General features: G+C 40.6%; 25 protein-coding genes, 1 tRNA gene and 1 pseudogene. 13 read left to right on the top strand and 14 right to left on the bottom strand.

Translation table 11 applies throughout. From position 1 onward, the window contains the following. Positions 1-4: 4 nt before the first annotated feature. From FTV03_RS07410 to FTV03_RS07355, 12 genes are all read right to left on the bottom strand, one after another. Positions 5-193 carry a hypothetical protein gene (locus FTV03_RS07410; protein WP_180040767.1) on the bottom strand — a complete coding sequence of 63 codons (189 nt, stop codon included), beginning with the start codon at positions 191-193 and terminating at the stop codon, positions 5-7. Continuing rightward, on the bottom strand, positions 190-1878 hold the full coding sequence (locus FTV03_RS07405) for a terminase large subunit (RefSeq protein ID WP_180040765.1): 1689 nt from the start codon (positions 1876-1878) through the stop codon (positions 190-192). The genes FTV03_RS07410 and FTV03_RS07405 overlap by 4 nt, the downstream gene beginning before the upstream one ends. Before the next feature lies 1 nt (position 1879). Beyond that, complete coding sequence (locus FTV03_RS07400; protein WP_180040762.1) at positions 1880-2383, bottom strand: terminase small subunit; 504 nt, start codon at positions 2381-2383, stop codon at positions 1880-1882. A 297-nt stretch (positions 2384-2680) separates the two neighbouring features. Further along, positions 2681-2854 (bottom strand): hypothetical protein, encoded by a 174-nt coding sequence (locus tag FTV03_RS07395; protein ID WP_180040760.1) that lies wholly within the window; start codon positions 2852-2854, stop codon positions 2681-2683. 249 nt (positions 2855-3103) lie between these two features. After that, positions 3104-3376, bottom strand: coding sequence for a hypothetical protein (locus FTV03_RS07390; RefSeq protein ID WP_180040758.1), 273 nt, complete (start codon positions 3374-3376; stop codon positions 3104-3106). Then, a complete protein-coding gene (locus FTV03_RS07385) occupies positions 3373-3684 on the bottom strand; it encodes an HNH endonuclease (protein ID WP_180040756.1) in 312 nt (103 codons plus the stop codon). The genes FTV03_RS07390 and FTV03_RS07385 overlap by 4 nt, the downstream gene beginning before the upstream one ends. Further along, on the bottom strand, positions 3684-4091 hold the full coding sequence (locus FTV03_RS07380) for an HNH endonuclease signature motif containing protein (protein ID WP_178962207.1): 408 nt from the start codon (positions 4089-4091) through the stop codon (positions 3684-3686). The genes FTV03_RS07385 and FTV03_RS07380 overlap by 1 nt, the downstream gene beginning before the upstream one ends. A gap of 146 nt (positions 4092-4237) precedes the next feature. Beyond that, positions 4238-4711 carry a hypothetical protein gene (locus FTV03_RS07375; RefSeq protein WP_180040754.1) on the bottom strand — a complete coding sequence of 158 codons (474 nt, stop codon included), beginning with the start codon at positions 4709-4711 and terminating at the stop codon, positions 4238-4240. Between the two features lie 396 nt (positions 4712-5107). Beyond that, positions 5108-7006: a DUF5906 domain-containing protein gene (locus FTV03_RS07370; RefSeq protein ID WP_180040752.1), complete on the bottom strand. Its 1899-nt coding sequence runs from the start codon at positions 7004-7006 to the stop codon at positions 5108-5110. Then, a complete protein-coding gene (locus tag FTV03_RS07365) occupies positions 7003-7962 on the bottom strand; it encodes a primase-helicase zinc-binding domain-containing protein (protein ID WP_180040750.1) in 960 nt (319 codons plus the stop codon). The genes FTV03_RS07370 and FTV03_RS07365 overlap by 4 nt, the downstream gene beginning before the upstream one ends. Then, the gene (locus FTV03_RS07360; RefSeq protein WP_178962200.1) at positions 7962-8465 is read right to left on the bottom strand and encodes a phage regulatory CII family protein; all 504 of its coding nucleotides are present in this window, start codon (positions 8463-8465) and stop codon (positions 7962-7964) included. Before FTV03_RS07360 ends, FTV03_RS07365 begins: the two co-directional genes overlap by 1 nt. Before the next feature lie 13 nt (positions 8466-8478). Beyond that, a complete protein-coding gene (locus FTV03_RS07355) occupies positions 8479-8694 on the bottom strand; it encodes a hypothetical protein (protein ID WP_180040748.1) in 216 nt (71 codons plus the stop codon). A 101-nt stretch (positions 8695-8795) separates the two neighbouring features. Here FTV03_RS07355 and FTV03_RS07350 point away from each other — a divergent pair, with 101 nt between their 5' ends. From FTV03_RS07350 to FTV03_RS07315, 8 genes are all read left to right on the top strand, one after another. Next, entirely contained in the window at positions 8796-9437 is a 642-nt protein-coding gene (locus FTV03_RS07350) for a LexA family transcriptional regulator (RefSeq protein WP_180040746.1), read from the top strand. Positions 9438-9544: 107 nt separating this feature from the next. Further along, the gene (locus tag FTV03_RS07345; RefSeq protein ID WP_180040744.1) at positions 9545-9862 is read left to right on the top strand and encodes a hypothetical protein; all 318 of its coding nucleotides are present in this window, start codon (positions 9545-9547) and stop codon (positions 9860-9862) included. Continuing rightward, positions 9859-10083 (top strand): hypothetical protein, encoded by a 225-nt coding sequence (locus FTV03_RS07340; protein WP_180040742.1) that lies wholly within the window; start codon positions 9859-9861, stop codon positions 10081-10083. Before FTV03_RS07345 ends, FTV03_RS07340 begins: the two co-directional genes overlap by 4 nt. Continuing rightward, entirely contained in the window at positions 10080-10229 is a 150-nt protein-coding gene (locus FTV03_RS07335; protein ID WP_180040740.1) for a hypothetical protein, read from the top strand. Before FTV03_RS07340 ends, FTV03_RS07335 begins: the two co-directional genes overlap by 4 nt. 3 nt (positions 10230-10232) lie before the next feature. After that, the gene (locus tag FTV03_RS07330; protein WP_180040738.1) at positions 10233-10424 is read left to right on the top strand and encodes a hypothetical protein; all 192 of its coding nucleotides are present in this window, start codon (positions 10233-10235) and stop codon (positions 10422-10424) included. Beyond that, complete coding sequence (locus FTV03_RS07325) at positions 10421-10852, top strand: hypothetical protein (protein ID WP_180040737.1); 432 nt, start codon at positions 10421-10423, stop codon at positions 10850-10852. Before FTV03_RS07330 ends, FTV03_RS07325 begins: the two co-directional genes overlap by 4 nt. After that, complete coding sequence (locus FTV03_RS07320; RefSeq protein WP_257220713.1) at positions 10849-11094, top strand: hypothetical protein; 246 nt, start codon at positions 10849-10851, stop codon at positions 11092-11094. The genes FTV03_RS07325 and FTV03_RS07320 overlap by 4 nt, the downstream gene beginning before the upstream one ends. Continuing rightward, positions 11094-11270, top strand: a complete 177-nt coding sequence (locus tag FTV03_RS07315; RefSeq protein ID WP_111883997.1) for a helix-turn-helix domain-containing protein — start codon at positions 11094-11096, stop codon at positions 11268-11270. The genes FTV03_RS07320 and FTV03_RS07315 overlap by 1 nt, the downstream gene beginning before the upstream one ends. Here FTV03_RS07315 and FTV03_RS07310 read toward each other — a convergent pair. Further along, positions 11260-12498: an integrase arm-type DNA-binding domain-containing protein gene (locus tag FTV03_RS07310; protein ID WP_111884028.1), complete on the bottom strand. Its 1239-nt coding sequence runs from the start codon at positions 12496-12498 to the stop codon at positions 11260-11262. The genes FTV03_RS07315 and FTV03_RS07310 overlap by 11 nt on opposite strands. A 166-nt stretch (positions 12499-12664) precedes the next feature. Further along, positions 12665-12740 (bottom strand) — tRNA-Arg (locus tag FTV03_RS07305). A gap of 188 nt (positions 12741-12928) precedes the next feature. On the opposite strand from FTV03_RS07305, the gene FTV03_RS07300 reads away from it, so the two are divergent. The 5 genes and pseudogenes from FTV03_RS07300 to FTV03_RS07280 all read left to right on the top strand — a co-directional run. Then, the gene (locus FTV03_RS07300) at positions 12929-13864 is read left to right on the top strand and encodes an ABC transporter ATP-binding protein (RefSeq protein ID WP_168378014.1); all 936 of its coding nucleotides are present in this window, start codon (positions 12929-12931) and stop codon (positions 13862-13864) included. Further along, the gene (locus FTV03_RS07295; protein WP_078190306.1) at positions 13861-14634 is read left to right on the top strand and encodes an ABC transporter permease; all 774 of its coding nucleotides are present in this window, start codon (positions 13861-13863) and stop codon (positions 14632-14634) included. The genes FTV03_RS07300 and FTV03_RS07295 overlap by 4 nt, the downstream gene beginning before the upstream one ends. Further along, positions 14634-15452, top strand: coding sequence for an NADPH-dependent 7-cyano-7-deazaguanine reductase QueF (gene queF, locus FTV03_RS07290; RefSeq protein ID WP_111883994.1), 819 nt, complete (start codon positions 14634-14636; stop codon positions 15450-15452). Before FTV03_RS07295 ends, queF begins: the two co-directional genes overlap by 1 nt. A 17-nt stretch (positions 15453-15469) precedes the next feature. Further along, positions 15470-15604: pseudogene (locus FTV03_RS07285) on the top strand (hypothetical protein); the annotation flags it as partial. Positions 15605-15649: 45 nt separating this feature from the next. Continuing rightward, on the top strand, positions 15650-15830 hold a 181-nt coding region (locus tag FTV03_RS07280; RefSeq protein ID WP_180040462.1), incomplete at its 3' end, for a helix-turn-helix domain-containing protein.

Raw genomic sequence — 15830 nt, 5'->3', positions numbered from 1 at the left:
TTTTCTACTCCTTGGTTTTACTTCGCTTTAAGCCTGCTTGAAGTGCTTCTAACTTTTCACAAGCCAAAAAAAATCGCTCATCAATGTGAGCGATTTCTTTATCTGATTTACCTGTCGTTGTGCAGGCTCCTAAATGATTTTGTATTGCCAGCTGGTGACGAATTTCCTGTCGAATATTTTGATTTCTTGTCATACAAAAAATACCCCATAACTTTGCGCTGCAGCCTCTGGGTTTGCTGACATCAGCGCTACCGCGTTAAATGTCGCTATTAACGGATCAATTTTACCTTTGCCTGATTCCTGCTTGCGAATCGTCATTGCATTACCCTGATAAACACCCTTCGCATTGCCAACGCACCAGTTCATCATGCGCTGTCCAGCATGCAGAAACTTTCCTTCAGCAACTTTTCGCTCAGTTGTTTGAACGTATCCCGAAAGTTGATAACCTTGCGGCACACCAATTAATAACTCGAATGGAATTTCTTCCAACAATCCATCTTGAAGTGAAGGCATCCCCAATTTATCCAAACCGATAGCAGCCTTTTCAGGAAACTTGCCTGCATCATAAATACGCTTACATATTTGAGCTGCTTGACGAACATCATCACCAACGTTCTTTACGATGACCAAATCACCTTCTTTTTCAAAATCCTTATAAGCTGGAGCATTCTCTTGACGACGTTCTAAAGCAATAGGATGCACCCAAGCACGATTCCAGCAATACCAAAGTGAACGATCATGTTTATCTCGACCAATAATCGACATACCAAACATATCATCAAGGCCGCCACCATCGAACCCTGCTGTACATATTTCACTTAGATCCAATATTGACTCTACAAAAAGTTTATCTTTGTATGCTGAGAGCATCCAAAAATCTGCACCTGCCCAACGATCCGCACGCTTGTTCATTCCTATTTCGACATTCAAATATTTCGCCAAGAAAATTTGAACTGAATCTGCACCACTCTCTTTCGCCTGCTCATACTTATTCAGCAAATAACGAATATGGGTAGAACGCCCTAAGTTGGGATTGGTCACGTAGAAATAGTCTGGGTTCAGATAGCTTTCATCATCAATCATGCTTTGCGGAAATTCGTACAGCAACGGCAAGAATGATGGATTGATAATCTCACCATCACGTACCTTTCGAGCATAATCCAATTTCTTTTTAAACACGCCAGCTGGCGGTTCATCTGACTGCGTAGACAACCAAATCAGGAAACCTTCCGGGAAAGAAGCCATACCGCCTGTCGCTTCCTCAAGCATAGACTCAGCATTTGCACGTTTACCAAAAATCCAAAGCTCATCCACAAGAATATAAGCGCCTTTTTTTCCGCCTACAGATCCGGTATCCGCTGCTACAACTGCCAAAGTTGCCTTGGTCTTACGATGTGTGACTGTTCGTGTATGTTCTGACACGCTAAACAGCGCATTCAACTTTGGATCTTCACGAATCATGTCGCGAATCGGCTTAAATGAATTATCTGCAACCTCTTTCGTTGGGGCCAAAATAATAAATTCAGCAGAATGACGATCATTCAAAATAATCGCAGTCAGCATGATGCCCGCAGCAAGTGTGGATTTCGTATTTTTCTTACTAATGAGCAGGAAAAATTCGTTGATTAAGCGTTCATTTTTTTCGTAATCATAAGCGCCAAAAACACCACCAACAAAGTCAAAGACCCACTGACCTGTCACTTCACCTACTTTCGGCTTTCCGGCAACATCCACCAATGTCAGCTTTTTAAAAACGTTCAAAGCCATTTCGGCTTCATCTGGGTACAACGGCTTGCAGGCAATTAGCGATTCTTTTGCAAGAATCTTCTTTTCCCAATCCGGGCAAGCTGTTGTCCAGATCGGGGACATTGAAGACATATCAACTCACTCTATGCTGACTCCGAGCTGCACGTTGATTACCAGCAGTTGCAAAGTCATCGTCATTTTCAGAAACATCACCAGCCGCATTTTCACGGCCTTGCTTTACACCCATTTCACCGACTTTGCCAAATTCATATGGCAAAGCAGCTTTGGCAGCTTCAATTCGCACCTTACGTTCCAAACGTGCATTTTTATAAATTGAACGCAAAAACTCTAAAGAGTTTGATACACTCTCCATCTCCTTGAAGTCGGCTTGTATCGCGGCTTCACCCAAAGGCATAGATTCAAAGACCGCCGCCCCCTCTCCCCCTGATTTTAAAAGCCCGTCCAGATAGGTAATGACCTCGGGATTTTGGGCCAACTGGCTGCCTTTCGACCCAGCCGACTTCTCAGAATAGCCCGCTTCAATGGCCGCTTGCTTGTTTGACAGTTGCTTTCCAGTCTCTGGATCACTTTTTAGTTTGGCATGAGCAAATTTTTTCATCTGTTCAGTCAAAGCCATATTTTCACCTTCAATGCTGAATATTTAAAAAAATTAACCTAAATTTATGATTTTGAATAAAAAGTTTATTTACTTTTGCTCAAATCAGGAATTTTTTTACAAATGAGATTAGGGGGCGGTGTCCGCTGGGACCGAAATTTTTAAATTTTGATACCCCCCACGGGGTAAAATGCGCACCAATATGATGCAAGTCATTCATTTTATTAAAATGTTCCACGAAAACTTTAATAAAATGAATCACGATATATGTTCCACGATAGTCTTCCATGGTCACAACTGACCATGGAAGATCAACTGTCATAAGCTGATATCGGATTCATCAAACCAATCATAAGAAGGAAGACCTGATTCACCGTAATGCTTACAAAGATACTGGTTTGGTCGATCAATGTATTCAGCACGAGCAGTTACAATTACATAATTTTTTGAAATACCAATTTTTACTTTCTGTCCAAGATCAAACTTAAACATAATGTTCTCCAAGTTATTATTTAATGAAAAATCCCTGCCGTTGCCGACAGGGATTAGAGTCGTTCACTATGGCCAACTGATGTGTTAATGGCTTGCCGTCACCAAAGTCAAATCCATCTTATACCCACCTTGACTCAACATCCTGTCGAGTAAATGAAGATCATGGGTTTTGCTTACACATGAACTTGCCGTCTATTCCGAGCTGTCAACATTGAACCGAGCTAACGTGTGCCGGTTCTGTATGTTCTTTTAATCTTTGATTCGTTTCAGTCCGATCTGGGCAAGCTGGTCATCGGTCAAGTCATTAAGCTTGCCAATGTCTGTGGTCAATTCAGCATCAATTGGCAGCTGGTCAATAAACTCTGGCGTGACTTCAACAGTCATACGCCAAATAGGGTTATCAACACCACCCACCAATTTGATTGACTGAACACCCTTCAAGCGTGTTCCATCTTCAAGTTCAACATGAGTTCCCATCACACCTATACCACCAGGTACTATGAGCTTTGCTATCTTGGTCATTTGCGTTGCATCCCGTGTTTGCTTTCTTGTTGTGTCTTCTGGTCATGGCATTGCTTGCATAACGACTGCAGGTTGTCCATGTCATCCGTTCCGCCTTGGGCTTTGTTTACGATATGGTCACACTCAAGGTTCATGGATACACGCTGGCACTTGCAGCACGTCCAGTTATCACGTACATGCACTTCACGTTTGATCCGGCGCCATGGCCGACCGCCACGACCTTGGCCATAGTTTTCTTGTTTGGCTAAGGTCGGTTGATTACTCTTGAGTGTTGGTAGTGATCCACCCAGCTTTGTTAATCGTGCCATTACTTCACCGTATATAATTTTGCGTCTTTAGGTATGGGTTCCTGAACAGTCAGTGGCTTGCCCTCAGTGATCCGCTGGAAGCATGGCTCACACAATGCCTGCCAGTTATCGATGTTCCAGAACTTCACTTGGCTGATAGGCTGATCAATGTGCGCAACCTGATCTGCTGGGCTTGTATAACCACGCTTAGTGCAGTCATAGCAGTATCGATTCGCCAGTAGATAATCTGCACAGGCTTTACGCCATGCTTTGGCCTTGTCATCTTTTAGCGGTTTTGCTCTGGCCTTCTCAGCTTTGTCGGCTGATTGCTCATGCTCCTGCCAGTGAGCTGCTCGATTCTTTTTACCCATGTCTGCGTATCCCATAAAAAAACCCGCATGATTGCGACCAGTGCAACATGCGGGCATAAAAAAACTGCATGAACTTTCAGGGGGTAATCATGCAGTTTGTTTAAAGAACCTTTCGGTTCCATGGAGAACTACAGCGCTTTTATCTAGAGTTTTCCATTGTGGTAAAATTTAACCTCATTTTGCTTTTGAGTCAATATCAAAGTTTACTTAGATTTACTTATGCAGGTAAAAATCTTATCTTCGCCAAAAGATAACTCAGCATTCAAATCTTTAAGTGTGTACTCAACACAGATTTTCATATGATTTCTAACAGTCGTATCACTCCAGCCACAAATTGAAGCACGTGCACGCTCAGTAGGTTTATAACTTGCAGGGACCAAACAAAACTCGGTCAATGCAATCAGCACGATGGACTGATGATAAATCTGATTCACACCCGCATCAGTGAACTGCTGTTCATACTTGCCAACTAGAATTTCACTAAAGATTTGTACATTGCCTTTGGTGTTTGCACCAAAGTATTTTAAGCGGATCAAGTTGTCTTGTAGCTTAGTCAGTTTTGCGAAGCTCATTGCTAGCAGAATATCTTGTGCTGTCATTGATGGCTGGCCTCCATCAATGCGATCTGCTTCGTAATTGATTGACTTTGGATTGAGTAAACGCATGAATTTTTCCATTAGAAACGTCCCTCAACAATGGTACACATGGAAAAAACATTAAAAACAAATACTTGGAATGCAATGTTTACCATTGGCGTTTTTTGTGTATCGTTGTATAAAAATGGTACACATACACAAGCCTTATATATTAAGGCTTTTAGAGAAATGTGTACCATGTGTACCATTAATACAATATCTCTCACGCAAGAGAATTTTTTTAAATCATTTTTGAAATAGAAATTTAAATCATAATTACTGGCTGCAAAATTTTCCCGTGTGCGCGTGCGCGCGCAATGGTACACATGGTAAACATTGGACAATAAAGTGTTATGTGGTAAGGCTTGCAGATGTGTACCATTGGTCATAAATGGTAAACACGATGGTACACATGGTACACATTTAACCCTGTAATTATTATGGGGATGGGTATGGAGCATCATTATTATCACCCTGTAACGTCTTGTCAAATTTTTCGATGTCTGCACCATACCAATCCATTTTCACAGTTGGTCGCATAATTCCCAGCTTATCCTCTGTCTGCTCAGGCATCACTCCAATAACCACCAATTTACTTTGCTGCTTATTTGCTGGCTGAGATGGTTTTCGCCAATGCTCCTGTTTCTCCGTCGAGATCACACCATATTTTTTAGCTTCACCCATAAATCTTTTTAGACTAACAATATGCTCATTGGTTTTTTTGGACCATTTTTGATAAGCGTCATAGAGTTGGGATACCGTACACGTACAGTAGGGGTAGTCCGTTTCTTCAGCGATCCACTGAACAATAAACGTGTCATAACCTGCCCGTGTATATTCAATAATTTCCCGTTTTGCCTTGGTCATTGGCGGCTTGGTGTGGGCATTAAACCCTGTCAAATCAACTTGTAACAGTGTTGCATAAAATGCTTCTATCACATCGTTATCGTCCAGATCCGCAACAACCTGGTCTAATAATTCCTGCGGTACAGTGGACTTTGGATACAGCACCAAGAACCGGCGGTCATTTTCTTCAATTGGCAAAGGCTGTGTATGATTCGATAAAAATACCGTATTCATGTGGTTTGCCTGTTGCATAGATGACAAGAATTTTTGATGAATCGATAGCTTAGATCCAGTGATCAAATGCTTAATAAATCCCATCATGCCGTGCTTGGTCTTATTATTTGCAATTTCTTCAAACAGCAAAAAAAGCACTTCATCAGCCCAGTCGTTATATTGGCTTTCCAGATCTCGCTGGTCGAGGGTCTTATGATACTTTGTGTAGATTTTCTCCATAATGCCGCCAAAAAATAGCGATTTACCTGCACCATGAATATTACCGTGCATGAGTATTGACGTGGCCATTTTGGCCCCTTTATGTTGAAGCGGATATGCTAACCATCGAATTAACCAGCCGTATGCCTGCGGCTCCCCAACACACAAATGGCGCAATAACTGGTCAAAACTTTTACATTTTTCATAAGCGTCTTTTCGGTTCATCAACATGTCTGGTGCATCAGGATCTGTTGCTGCAACGATCTCAAGCCCAGTAAACCGGTTAATTTGATGTGGTTTAGATGAATTCGTCGGGTCAAATACCAAATCAGTATTATGAATCATGCGACGATGCGGAGATTTAAACCAGATCTCGTATTGATTTGGAAATGCTTCTCGAATCGCTGCATTTTTAACACGTTCACGATGAAGTGTATCCCAAGACTCTAGCGTACCCTCCAAATGCACATAGCGTTTAATCAAGTCAGTGATTTCTATTGCTGTCTGACTATCCACTTCGGTTTTTAAGGTATCCTGATCAATCATTTTACGATTGCGATGCGATTGCCAACGCTCAGCAACCGATTTTCCAACCATTTTTGTAAATGCAACCGCTTTAATGGTTTTTTTACGGAAGGAATCCCATACGTCAGTTTTACCCTCCACCAACATGAAGCGACTTAAACATTTTTCAACTGTAAAATCTGGACGCTCAAAGTCTTCTGATTCCCCATCCCCCTCTTGCTGCTGCCCACCAGAATGATTTTCACGCTCGACTAAGTCCTGCTCGGTATACGTTTCAAGCATAAAATCATCATGATTATGCGTATTTGGCTCGTCTTCTACCAAAAATGCCTGATCCTCTGCTGAAAATCGCCCCGAATCTTGGCTTGCCATTTCAGGGGGGTGTGGGGGAACTTCAAAAGCAGAAAATTGAGAAGAAATTCCGCTTGCGATCTGCTCCCGTACAACCTGCAAACCCTCACTCACATGCAGATCATTAAAGTCAGATGGGTGAGAATTTGATTGTGGCTGCTCTAAAATTTCATCTTGACTCATACGTTCACCGCTTGACTAAATTTGGGGAGAATTACAATACCGCCTGTTGCAGCCACAGCTTTATTCGCAGCTTTTAAGCCTGCATCAGGTGGCGTTGAATGGCTATCATCGTCAGCGCAATACACAAGACGTGCATGCGGATGCAATATGCGTATTTCTTTACCCACTTTGTCTATATTTCCTGAATTAAACGCCACAACCGTGACGTGACCGGTCGCCTCATAAATGCTGGCACCAGTCGCATAGCCCTCAGCTATACAGATAATTTGATCTTGCTGAGTCACCTGGCCAATCATGTAAAAACATGCGCTGACTCGCCCGCCTGGTAAAAAAGGCTTATGGCCATCCGCATGAATTTCTTGGATATTCCAAATTTTTCCGTCTTTATCAAACAAAGGAACAATCAGATTTCCTTTGCCATTTATGCGACAGCCATGGTTTTGAACCTGCTTGCGTACCAAGTACGGGCAATCACGATCTACAGATTTAGCTCCCCAAATACGTGCTGCACGTTTAGCTGCTGCTTCTTTAGCTTTTAGCTCATCTAATTCAGCTTGTTTGCGACGCTCTTCTGCTTCTTTTCGCCATCTTTTTCGGTCAGCTTCACTCGTTTTACCTTCTATACTCAGCCCAAGCTCCGTACCAATTTCATTTAAAACTTCTTTACGAGCCCAACCTCGTGCATGACCTACAAGTGAAAAACCATCACCAGCACCGCACACATTACATATCCAAGAACCATTTCCCTGCTGATCATCACAACGGAAGCGGTCCACATTACTTGCTTTGCCTGAAGATCGACCAGAAACATTGGACGCTGAAGGATTTCTCGCGCAAATTGGGCATGGCCCATGTTGATTTTTAGTTGCAGGAACCTGAATGCCAAATGCTGGAAAAATTTTTGACTTCCACAGTCCATTTGCAGCATCACGCACTTGATCAAATGTTAGAGCCATTAATTTGTCTCCACATCATTTTCTGCCTTTTGACGGGCTAATTTTTTAAGTTGTGCCACAGCTGCAATCAGACACATTGCATCTTTTTCAATGCTTGCCAATTCAACATCGACTATTCGTCCATCTTTCAATGCATCACTCACAGTTGTGAATAATTCACCTACACGGTTTGAAATTGCACCTATATTGGCCAAAAAACCCGTGTCATGAATATCAATAACGGCAGGTAATTCGTAAACCACTGCATTACCATGCGCGGCAGCTGCACTTTGCAAAATACGGATGTCTTTTGTGTAGTTCAAAATTGCTTCGACATGCTCAGGATGCAAATGATATTGCGTATTTTGTATATCAACACATTTGCTGAATACCATTGGATTAAACCCATGAATTTCAGCTATGGCGGCTTTACTTCCATGTCTATCTTTACAAGCACGATATAGCGCAACATCCAAGGGCAAGACAGCATTTTGTGCAGCGAAATTTGATAAAAAATCACTCATATCTAATTTGTCCTTAATTTTGGATATTTTCTAAGTCAGATGACATAGCTAAATTTGACATAGCTTCTGCTTTGTTTATTCGGACTAGTTCCAATACCTCATATTCCCTTAATTTTGGAATATCGCGATCATCACCCCACTGAGCGACCGCAGAATCAGAAATATTTAGCTTGATTGATAATTCTAAAAGATTGCATCCAAGCAGATTGCACGCTTCTCGGCGTTTCATAATTCACCAATAAATCTAAGTTGACTTAGATTTATTAAATCGAAGTTTTAACGTAACGTCAATAGCTAAGATAGCTTAGATTTATTTTTATGGGAAAGCTCATGGAAACCCTTGGCTCAAGAATCAAAAAATTGAGAAAAAGTAAAAAACTAACTCAAGGTAAACTTGGAAATCTTGTTGATGTATCTGATGTCACCGTTGGATATTGGGAACGTGATGTTAATGAACCACAATTTCAGACTTTAATGGCTGTTGCTGAAGTACTTGATACAACAGTTAATTATTTGAAATATGGTGTTGAAGGCTCAGAACCATCTGTGCGTGATATTCGCCCAGTAGTCCGGTTACTCCCTGTACTTAGCTATGTACAAGCTGGTAATTGGACCAGTATTCGTTGTTTAGAAAATTATGAAATAGAACAATGGCTTCCAGCACCACCTAATGCAGGTAAAAATAGTTTCTATATGATTATCCAAGGAACTAGCAATTCACCACATTTTAAAGATGGTGATTATGTATGTATTGATCCTGATGTAGACTTTGATTCCGTTCAAACAGGTGAAATGATTGTCGCTCAATGTGATGGTGATGCCACGTTCAAGGCCTTAGTACGTGAACACAATAATATTTATCTTCAAGCACTTAATCCTAATTTCCAACCCAATATCATAAATTTGAAAGAGAATTGCTTATATAAAGGAAAGTATGTAGGTAGATTTGAACCTTCGAAAAAATTTCTTTAATTATCAAATATAAATAAAATATTCTAAGTAAACTTAGAAATAATTATTGCCATAAAACCTAAGCTAGGTTAGATTATTTTCAATCTAATCAAGCTTAGGTTTATTTTATGAAAAGTGCAAAACCCAAAAAAAATGATCATTTCGATCAAATCATTGTTAGTCGTCTTCTCTCTGACGACTTTGGTCTACCCCAAATTAAAGACTTTGTTTTCTACAAAGAACGTGCTGTATCACAGATACAGACCGCTATTCACGGCATCTACAAATCAACCAATCAACACGAATTTACAGTTGCAATTGCACAAGCAAATGCATTCATTGATGCTGCAATCAATTTCGAATTTATTGATTTAACAGAAAAAGCTAAATGGCTTGACGATGTTGCAAAGGCTATGCGTGCTCAATTGATCGAGGAGTATGTATGAACTTATCAGTTACTCCTGAAAGCATCGTACCCGAGCAATCAGTCATTGATTCATGGCCAAAACTGCATCGAAAAAAAGGTGGCCATGCTTGCCAAGGGAAATGTCCAAATTATACGGACGAACAATGCTGTCATTGTTTGATCCAAGACACTCCAGCTGCTCTATCTGATGAAGACAAGCACCTTAACAATGCTGTGGACGCTGTGGGGTATGTGCCATGAATTTACATTATGGCCATGTTGCCGTGTTCATTTTTATTGTTTGTCCCGCTGTTTTGGCTGCGTCAATATTTTTCCGCTTGATGATTAATCATGCTGGTGAACTGAAGGCGCAAGCAATGCAACATAAAACTAAAATTGGAGAATAAGACATGCTTCAGTTTACTGATTTGAATAATGCAGAACATACGATCCATTTAGCAAACATGACAAATGTGGTCTACCGCAAAACCAATGATGCACATGTCATCACCTTTCATATGCTGGGAAACCATATCGTTCCTGCGACTGTTGACAGTGTTACTGCAGCGCGTTTGATTCAAGAATTGGGAGAGCATCAATGAACTCGAATCTTGCACATGATGTTTACATCAATCAGGGCAAAGCTATTGCCCTTGCTAACCAAGTCGACGACTTTCTTAAGGCTAAGGGCAAAGTGACACAAATCCCTTTTGGCCAATCGGGTGTTAGTCGATCGAAACCTGAGTCATATACAACAAGTCAGGAAACTATGCGGAAGATGATGACACGTTCAGTGAGTGTTAATCGTCCAGTATTGAAAACTATTGAAAAGAAACTGACAAAAGAACAGCAACGTCACAAATTTAACTTTGATGCCAAAACCAAAGCTCTAGATGCCGGTCAAAACTATTTTGAGGGTAAATGTGATTTACATGGTTTGACTGTATACAAAGTATATAAAAGCGGAAAGTGCCACTGCGTTGAATGCCGTGAACGCACTAAGCAATTGAGAAAGGAAGCATCAGCATGAAAAATAAATTAATGACTCACATTGAAATGCTTCAAAACCCCAACTTCAAACGTAAGCTTGAAAATAAAATAGTTGCGCATATTAATCATGAGTTTTCAAAGGCTGGCCGAGAACTACCATTACCTAAATTTCGAAATGATGTAGTGACTTACGAGGATGCTAACGTCACGAAATTAGTGAATCGCATTCGTACAGGTGCAGTACTGCTTGCGCAGCTGCTGGATAAAAAGGAGGCTAAATAATGGTTTTAACGATTAGTCAAACTTGCAAACTTTTAGATATTGGCCGCACTACAGTTTATAGAATGTTTGATCGCGGTGAACTTGAACGAATTGAATTTGGCCGATCAGTACGTGTCAAATTACCTGATAAACTTTCGGAAGCATATGCAGAACAAATAAAAGCCCTTATAAACTAAGGGCTTTTTCTTTCAAGCTATCCAGATAATCTGACCAGGCTTGCATCATTACTCGACGTTCATCTAAATATTTTGTCCTATTATAGGCACGTCCATGCATATCACGCACTTGATGCCCCAGCTGCTGTTCAATACGCTCAATCGGGAATTTTAAAACTTCATCTAGCAACGTCCGAGCAGTTGCACGAAAACCATGCCCTGTTGTTTCACCATTTTCCCAACCTAAATTTTTAAGTGCTTTATTGATAGAACTGTCAGATAAAAGCCGTGTTTTTCCCCAATAATTCGCAAAACAGTATTCATTATTACCAGTCACCATTTTGAGTTCTTCAAAAAGCTTTTTTACCTGGTGTGATAGAGGCACTATTAACTGTGTACCAATCGCATTTTCTGTTTTGGCCGGCGTATAAGACCAGGTGCTATTTTCTAAATCTATGTCCGCCCATTTGGCTGCACGTAATTCACCAGGGCGCACAAAAACATGTGGCAATATTCGCAATGCGTAACACATGACGATAGATCCACGCTTTGTGTATTGATCAATCGCAACTAGAAGTTCACCCAACAATTTTGGATCTGTTACTGCAGCATGATGAGTCGCCCGATGTGGCTGCAATAATCCCTGAATATCTAATGCGACATTTCTGTCACAAAGACCAAGCACCAATCCATATTTAAACACTTGACCGGCTTTAGAGCGCATGCGTCTTGCCGTTTCAGATTTCCCTTGCTTCTCATAAATTTGACAAACATCTAATAATTGACGGGCCGTTATTTCATGAATCGGTTTTTTCCCGATTGCATCGAATAAATACTGATAAACAAATTCATTACGATGCCGCGTTGATTCAGCCAGTTTTTCTGTTTGCATAAATTCGCGAGCCACAGCTTCAAATGTATTATTCAACGCAAATCGCGCTTGTTCTTCTAATTGCTGCTTATGCGTGAATGGATCTATACCTTGTGACAGTAGCTCACGATACTCTTCACGATGTTTTCGCGCTTCCGCCAACGTCATCGCTGGATAAATACCAATGCCAATCGTGGTTCTCTTTTTTGTTATGGGCTTAAAATAATCAAACCGCCAATAAGTTCCACCTTTTTTATCTAAAAGTAGAAATAAACCACCACCGTCAGACAGTTTTACAATCTTATCTGGTGATTTTTTGTGTTTAGTAATTTCTGATTTGATCCTGGTATCAGTGAGACTTACGACAGTTCTGGCCATGTTTAGTAGTACATTATTTAGTGCTGCCATGTTGTACTGCTAAATGTACTGCTAAAAATTCGGATTATAGCGGTACTACATGGAACAAGTTGAAACAAAGAAAGGAGCGATAATACAGTATTTATAAGGATTTGCGGTTATTTTGGTATGTATTGAAATATGTAAGTGGTGCGCTCAGCGGGACTCGAACCCACGCCACAGGCTTCGGAGACCTGTACTCTATCCAGTTGAGCTATGAGCGCTTATTTTGGATTGCGCACATCATAACAAAAAAAACTGTAAGGTAAAGCAACTATATAGATGTTAGGCTTTTTTCTGCTTAAGCTTTATACAACGTTCTATTTATAAAATGCAGAATTCCATACGATTTACTTGGTTTATTTGCCCCGATATCGCACAATACTCACACTATTTATAGAGTGAATTATTTATGACTGATGCACTAACGTTAAAGCAGCTGTCAAAAACCTATAAAAATGGGTTTCAGGCGCTTAAAGGTATTGATTTAACAGTACCCGAAGGTGAATTTTATGCACTGTTAGGTCCCAATGGTGCAGGAAAATCTACCACGATTAGTATTATCAGTTCACTAACCCGTAAAACTTCAGGCACTGTCGAAATTTTTGGGCACAATTTAGATACCCATCCCTCGCATGCAAAGCAGTGTTTGGGCGTTGTACCTCAAGAATTTAACTTTGGTCAATTTGAAAAAACATTTGATATTTTGGTGACTCAAGCTGGTTATTACGGTATTTCTAAAAAGATAGCAGAGAAACGTGCAGAGGAATATTTAGAAAAGCTTGGTCTTTGGGAAAAACGCAGTACCCAAGCACGTATGTTATCGGGCGGTATGAAACGCCGTTTAATGATCGCTCGTGCCATGATGCATGAACCTAAACTGCTGATTTTAGATGAGCCGACTGCTGGTGTTGATATTGAACTACGCCGTTCGATGTGGGATTTCCTCACAGAAATGAACGAAAAAGGTACGTCTATTATTTTAACGACACACTATTTAGAAGAAGCTGAAATGTTGTGCCGTCGAATCGCAATTATTGATCGTGGTGTGATTAAAGAAGACACCAGCATGAAAGGTTTCCTCAGCCAGTTGAATGAAGAAACATTTATTTTCGATCTAGCCGAACCCATTGAACCGATCCATATAGAAATTATTGGTGTCCGTTTCAACTTAGTAGATCCTGTCACCTTAGAAGTCACTATGGATAAAGGCCATACCTTGAATGATTTATTCCAACTCATGGAATCTCAAGGTATTCAAGTTCGAAGTATGCGTAATAAATCTAACCGACTAGAAGAACTATTTGTCCGTATGGTCGAAAAAAATCTTGAAGGTGCAGCACAATGAATTTTAACCAACTGTGTATTGCCCTCTACACCTTAGTGTATAAAGAAATTCGCCGTTTCATGCGTATTTGGCCGCAAACCCTTCTTCCACCGGCGATCACCATGAGTTTGTACTTTGTGATTTTCGGTAATTTAGTCGGTTCACGCATTGGGCAAATGGGTGGTTTTAGCTACATGCAGTTCATCGTACCCGGCTTAATTATGATGGCAGTCATTACCAACAGCTATGCCAATGTGTCATCAAGTTTCTTTAGTGCAAAATTTCAAAAAAGCATCGAAGAATTAATCATGAGCCCTGTACCGTTACATATGGTGCTATGGGGTTATGTGATCGGTGGCGTTTGCCGTGGTGTTTTAGTCGGCTTTATTGTTACTGCCATGAGCCTATTTTTTACTGAATTACACCTGACCAATATCTTCGTAACTATATATACAGTTTTAATTACTTCGCTACTGTTTTCTCTTGGCGGATTTATTAATGCTGTTTATGCAAAATCTTTTGACGACATTTCGATTATCCCGACTTTCGTCCTGACTCCGCTGACTTATTTAGGCGGTGTTTTCTATGCCATCTCATCACTGAGTCCATTTTGGCAAAATCTCTCTTTAATCAACCCTGTTGTGTATATGGTCAATGCATTCCGCTACGGTATTTTAGGTCATAGCGATGTGAATGTCGGCATTTCACTGACAGTTATTACTGCATGTTGCGTTGTACTTTATGGCGTGGCGTATCATTTACTTTCTCGTGGTTCAGGAATGCGTGAATAATGAGTGTAGAACAATCCCTTTTAGGCAAAGACACCAACTACCCAACAGAATATCAACCTGATATTCTGTTTCCGATTGCACGTGCCACTGCACGTGAACAATATGCCCATGTGGAAGGCATCCGCCAAGGTACAGACTGGTGGCATGTTTTTGAAATTTCTTGGTTAAATGCTTCTGGTGTGCCTCAAGTCGCTATTGGCCGTTTAACTTTGCCTGCAAGTTCAGACAACCTCATCGAATCGAAATCTTTAAAGCTCTACTTTAATAGTATGAACTTTACCAAATTTGATTCTCAGGCAGCGTTTAAAGCAACCGTTGAAAAAGACTTATCTGCTGCAGCCAATGCCGCTGTGACTATTGATCTATTTCATGTTGATGAAGTTGAAATTTCAAAACCGCAAGGCATCTGTATTGATGACTTAGAACCCACCCAGTTAGAAAATCATCCAAATGCAGCTTTACTCTCTTTAGATGAAGATGCAGCGCAAGAAGAAGTTGAAATTCAACTTTATTCACATTTATTAAGAAGTAACTGTCCAGTCACGGGTCAACCTGATTGGGGAACGGTATTTATAAGGTATAAAGGCACTAAGCCTTGTTATCGTAGTATTCTGGCTTATATTATTTCTTACCGTCAGCATAATGGTTTCCACGAACAATGTGTGGAGCAAATGTTTGCCGATATTTGGCAACATTTAAAACCAAGTCAGCTGATGGTATATGCTGCCTATACACGCCGTGGTGGATTGGATATCAACCCTTGTCGTGTATCGGATTTAACATGGATGCCTCGCCCCATTCGATTGGCGCGACAATAAAAAAATTGAGGTTAGTGATGCCATTTTTTGGTTTTATTCCTTCTGAGGAACTTCTAAGCAGTATCCAAACTGGTCACGCGAAAAAAAATTCGAGTGAACCACTTTATCCTTTACGTGATAAAACAGCTTTGCTGATTAATGAAGAAATCATTGGTGCAACTATAGCCAAATCCTAAAAACTATAGAACAATAGAGATATGGGATATTCAAAAGATTTTAAAGATAAAGTCATAGAAATTATGATTCGAGACGAAATGTCTGTGCGAAAAGCAGCACAGCATTTTAACATCTGTATACAGACGATTCAGAACTGGAAAAAGTCCACTACAAACAAACCTATTCCTGGCCGTCCAGCTAAAATTAGCAGAGAGCAAATAT

The sequence above is a fragment of the Acinetobacter sp. YH12218 genome, assembly GCF_013417925.1.
Classification (GTDB): Bacteria; Pseudomonadota; Gammaproteobacteria; order Pseudomonadales; family Moraxellaceae; genus Acinetobacter; species Acinetobacter amyesii.
This window is presented reverse-complemented; position numbering and strand designations above follow the sequence as displayed.